The 4,813-nt window shown below is 39.3% G+C and carries 2 rRNA genes; both read right to left on the bottom strand.

Annotated features, from left to right (window positions below):
- Window positions 1–558 precede the first annotated feature (558 nt).
- Window positions 559–674: ribosomal RNA gene (gene rrf, locus LS72_RS09920) — 5S ribosomal RNA — on the bottom strand.
- A gap of 479 nt (window positions 675–1,153) precedes the next feature.
- A 23S ribosomal RNA gene (locus LS72_RS09915) occupies window positions 1,154–4,588 on the bottom strand.
- Between the last annotated feature and the right edge of the window lie 225 nt (window positions 4,589–4,813).

Genomic DNA, 4,813 nt, shown 5'->3' with positions numbered 1-4,813 from the left:
CACTCCTTTATAAAGTATTATTTAATCTATCCCTTAAGTGTTTGTTTTTAGGTCAATTATCAATATTGGATTCTTGGTTTTTATCTTAAGGGTTAAATTAGAGGATTATCTAATTCTATTCTTATTTATATCATTTGTAGATTTCTTTTAAGATGCTCTAAGGTTTATTTATTAGGCAGAAATCTTGAACTTTATCTCTACTAATAAAACTTAACTTTTATCCTTTATATTTCTTTTACTTACTCCCTATACAATAGGGTAACTACTAAAGAGATAGGAAGCTTAACATATTAAGATAATAATACAACGCTATTAATTTAGAGGATAAAACTTTACTCTAAATTCTAAAAAGATTAATCATTAATAAATCTAAAAGCTATTGATAAAAAGAAAGCTTAAAAAAACACAGAGACTTATATAAAAGGTTTAACTTCAAAGATATACTACATAAAATAAAGTCTAAATAAACTCTTTTCAAATACAGACAACAATATAACTGATACAAGCATAAACAAATAATCATAAAGCAAGGGGGGATAAAATATCCTTATACTCTCATCTCCGCACCGTCCTACTTTACCACATCTGAAAGTTGCAGTATCATCAGCGAAGAAGAGCTTAACTTCTAGGTTCGGAATGGAGCTAGGTGGAACCTCTTCTCTATTAGCACGAAGATGACAATATAAGGGGATTTTATATTTTGTTAAAGACTCAATTTACATCCAATATATTAAACCCTTAAAGAAAGTATTAATTCATCTATGTAATCTCTACATAGATGAAAGTTTGTTTCATTGAAATATCAAATTTTTATTTATACTAAGCTATCAATTATTTATTAAATTTTATTAAAAACTTTTATTCTCTATAGAGTCATTATAAACCTATTAATAAAATACTTTTTTCTTTAATACAATATCTCTTTTATGCTTAAGTTTTATAGTTTTAAGTAATGATTATATTTGTATTATCAATACTTGTAGGCTTACTTTTATTCTATAAACAATAATTTATCAAGCAATAAAGGTTTTATACTTCTTTTTTCTTAAAAGCTTCTATTTGTTATTCAAAATATATTTAGAATTTAAGTAATAATCAATCTAACTTTAAAAAGATTGGAGTGTATTTACACTCATTAAGGCAGTGGCTTTTATCAATTAAGCCAATCGGTCTATTAGTAGTAGTCAGCTAAACATATTACTATGCTTACACCTCTACCCTATCAAGCAAGTAGTCTTCTTGCGACCTTCAGGGAGAGTTCATCTTGGAGTTGGCTTCACGCTTAGATGCTTTCAGCGTTTATCACATCCATACGTAGCTACGCTGCGATGCCCATAGCAGGACAACAGCTACACCAGTGGTATGTCCATCCCGGTCCTCTCGTACTAGGGACAGATCTCCTCAACTCTCCTACGCCCACGGCAGATAGGGACCGAACTGTCTCACGACGTTCTGAACCCAGCTCGCGTACCGCTTTAAATGGCGAACAGCCATACCCTTGGGACCTGCTCCAGCCCCAGGATGCGATGAGCCGACATCGAGGTGCCAAACCTCCCCGTCGATGTGAGCTCTTGGGGGAGATCAGCCTGTTATCCCCGGGGTACCTTTTATCCTTTGAGCGATGACCCTTCCACACAGAATCACCGGATCACTATGACCGACTTTCGTCTCTGCTTGACTTGTTTGTCTTACAGTCAGGCTGGCTTATGCCATTACACTCTTCTTGCGATTTCCAACCGCAATGAGCCAACCTTTGCAAGCCTCCGTTACTTTTTAGGAGGCGACCGCCCCAGTCAAACTACCCACCAGGCATTGTCCTACTAGAGGATAACTCTAGCTAGTTAGCAGACAGAAACATTAAGGGTGGTATCTCAAGGATGGCTCCATCTCTACCAGAGTAAAGATTTCAAAGCCTCCCACCTATCCTGCGCATAATGCTCCCATCGGCAGTGCCAAGCTGTAGTAAAGGTCCACGGGGTCTTTCCGTCTTGCCGCGGGTAGGAGGAATTTTCACCTCCACTACAATTTCACTGAATCACTCTTTGAGACAGCTCCCATCTCGTTACGCCATTCATGCAGGTCGGTATTTAACCGACAAGGAATTTCGCTACCTTAGGACCGTTATAGTTACGGCCGCCGTTTATTCGGGCTTCAATTCAAAGCTTTGCATTGCTGCTAACTAATCCTCTTAACCTTCGAACACCGGGCAGGCGTCACACCTTATACTTCCTCTTACGAGTTTGCAAAGTGCTGTGTTTTTGGTAAACAGTCGGGAGGGACTCTTTGCTGAGACCTACTCATCTATTGCTAGACTTTGGGCACACCTTATCGCGAACTTACGGTGCTAGTTTGCAGAGTTCCTTAAAGAGAGTTCTTTCACGCGCCTTAGAATACTCATCTCATCTACCTGTGTCGGTTTGCGGTACGGGCAATATTAGCTAAACTTAGAGGCTTTTCTTGGCACGACGATCTTAATGATTCTCCTATCCATCCGAAGACTTCAAAGAGCCTGTTGGGTTTGGGAAAAGGAAGCGGATTTACCAATCTTCTTACTTGCACCCTTCGACTGAGACTTCTATCACTCAGCTCATCTTGACCCTATGCGTCCCCCCATCGCACACTAATATTGGTATTGGAATATTAACCAATTTTCCATCGACTACCCCTTTCGGACTTGTCTTAGGACCCGACTAACCCTACGATGACGAGCATAGCGTAGGAAACCTTAGATTTTCGGCGAAGTGGATTCTCACCACTTTTATCGCTACTCATTCCTGCATACTCACTTGCATACGCTCCACCACTCCTTACCGGTATGGCTTCGACGCTGTATGCAACGCTCTTCTACCACTGTGCATCAGCACAATCTACAACTTCGGTGTCTATCTTAGCCCCGTTATATTTTCTGCGCAAAATCACTAGACCAGTGAGCTGTTACGCTATCTTTAAAGGATGGCTGCTTCTAAGCCAACCTCCTGGTTGTCTAAGTAACTTCACATCATTTTCCACTTAGAATAGAACTTTGGGACCTTAGTTGGTAGTCTGGGTTGTTCCCCTTTTGACGATTGATTTTATCACCCACCGCCTGACTCCCAAGATACGGTAATAGGTATTCGTAGTTTGACAGGGGTTGGTACCGCGGTGAGCAGCCCTAGCCCAATCAGAGCTCTACCCCCTATTACTATCACTTGAGGCTATACCTAAATATATTTCGAAGAGAACCAGCTATCACTGAGTTTGATTGGCCTTTCACCCCTATCCACAGCTCATCCCAACCCGTTTCAATGGGTACGAGTTCAGTCCTCCGGTGGGTGTTACCCCACTTTCAACTTGGCCATGGATAGATCACTCAGCTTCGGGTCTGCAGCATCTGACTAAACGCCCTATTCAGACTCGCTTTCGCTATGGCTTCACATTAGTTTAACCTTGCCAGATACCACAACTCGCAGGATCATTATGCAAAAGGCAGTCCATCACCCTTGTGAGCCTCACTAAAAAATTAAGCCAAATTCGCCTTGTGGCAATCTTTGTGCGAATCTATAAAGAATCCTAGTCATTACCATTAGAGGTAACTCTTGGTATTTTTTCTTGATAACCCACAAATCTTATCCACAATGCTAGAATTTCTAGCTGTTCTTATTAAGAGATTCAACTCTAATGGAATCTTAAAGATTAAGATTCTCTCTATTGTTGTTTCGCAAATAAGAAACATCCAATAGCACAGTATTTTAGATAAGAAATGTGTGTTGTGAAGTTTTTTGTGCGGAGACTAGCCTTAGGGCTATCGCACAAGCAAAAACGAACTCACACATCTTTAGCTCAAAAGACAAGCCTCTCTAATTTCTTAATGAGACTCACAATAGGGCTCTGAATGATTGTAGGCAAATGGTTTCAGGTTCTATTTCACTCCGCTCACTGCGGTTCTTTTCACCTTTCCCTCACGGTACTGGTTCGCTATCGGTGTAGTAGTAGTATTTAGGGTTGGAGAGTGGTCTCCCCTGCTTCAGCCCGGATTTCACGTGTCCTGACCTACTCTGGATACTGCTACCTAAAAATACATTTTCATATACGGGACTATCACCCTCTATGGCTATCCTTTCCAGAATGTTCTATTAATGTATTTTAGTGGATATTGCAGTCCTCAACCCCCAATGCAAGCATTGGGTTTGCCCTTTTCCCCTTTCGCTCGCCGCTACTAAGAGAATCTCGTTTGATTTCTTTTCCTCTAGTTACTGAGATGTTTCACTTCACTAGGTTCGCCTGTGAGCAACAAAGAATAGAAAAGATTTTATTATTCTTAATCTAGAAAATTACTAAGATATTGTATAAAAGTATTTATAATCTTTAAAGACTGACTATAAAGATTAAAGTCTCTTAACAAAGTTTTAAAAACTAGAAAGATTTCTTATGCTTTCTTTCTACTCTTTGTTACTCACATAGCTAGTATTACTACTAGCTGGGTTGCCCCATTGGGAAATCTATGGATCAAAGCTTCTTGACAGCTCCCCATAGCTTATCGCAGTCTAGCGCGTCCTTCATCGCCTCTACTACCCAAGGCATCCACCATCTGCCCTTTATAAGCTTAACTGAGTTTTTAATGATTATTCTTAACGCCACTGCCTTAATGAATGTAAATCCATTAAGACAATCTTTAGTTTTATACGTGATTGTAGTTATTACTTATATAGGCTTTAACAATAAGTTGTCAAAGAACATCATTTTTTAAAGACAAAGTTTGAAAATACAAAGATGGTGTTTTAAAAAATGGAAGTGAAATTATACAATAGGAAGCTTAATAGAAGATGAAAGGGAA

Origin of the sequence: Helicobacter apodemus, assembly GCF_000765745.2 — a bacterium.
GTDB lineage: Bacteria > Campylobacterota > Campylobacteria > Campylobacterales > Helicobacteraceae > Helicobacter_D > Helicobacter_D apodemus.
This window is presented reverse-complemented; position numbering and strand designations above follow the sequence as displayed.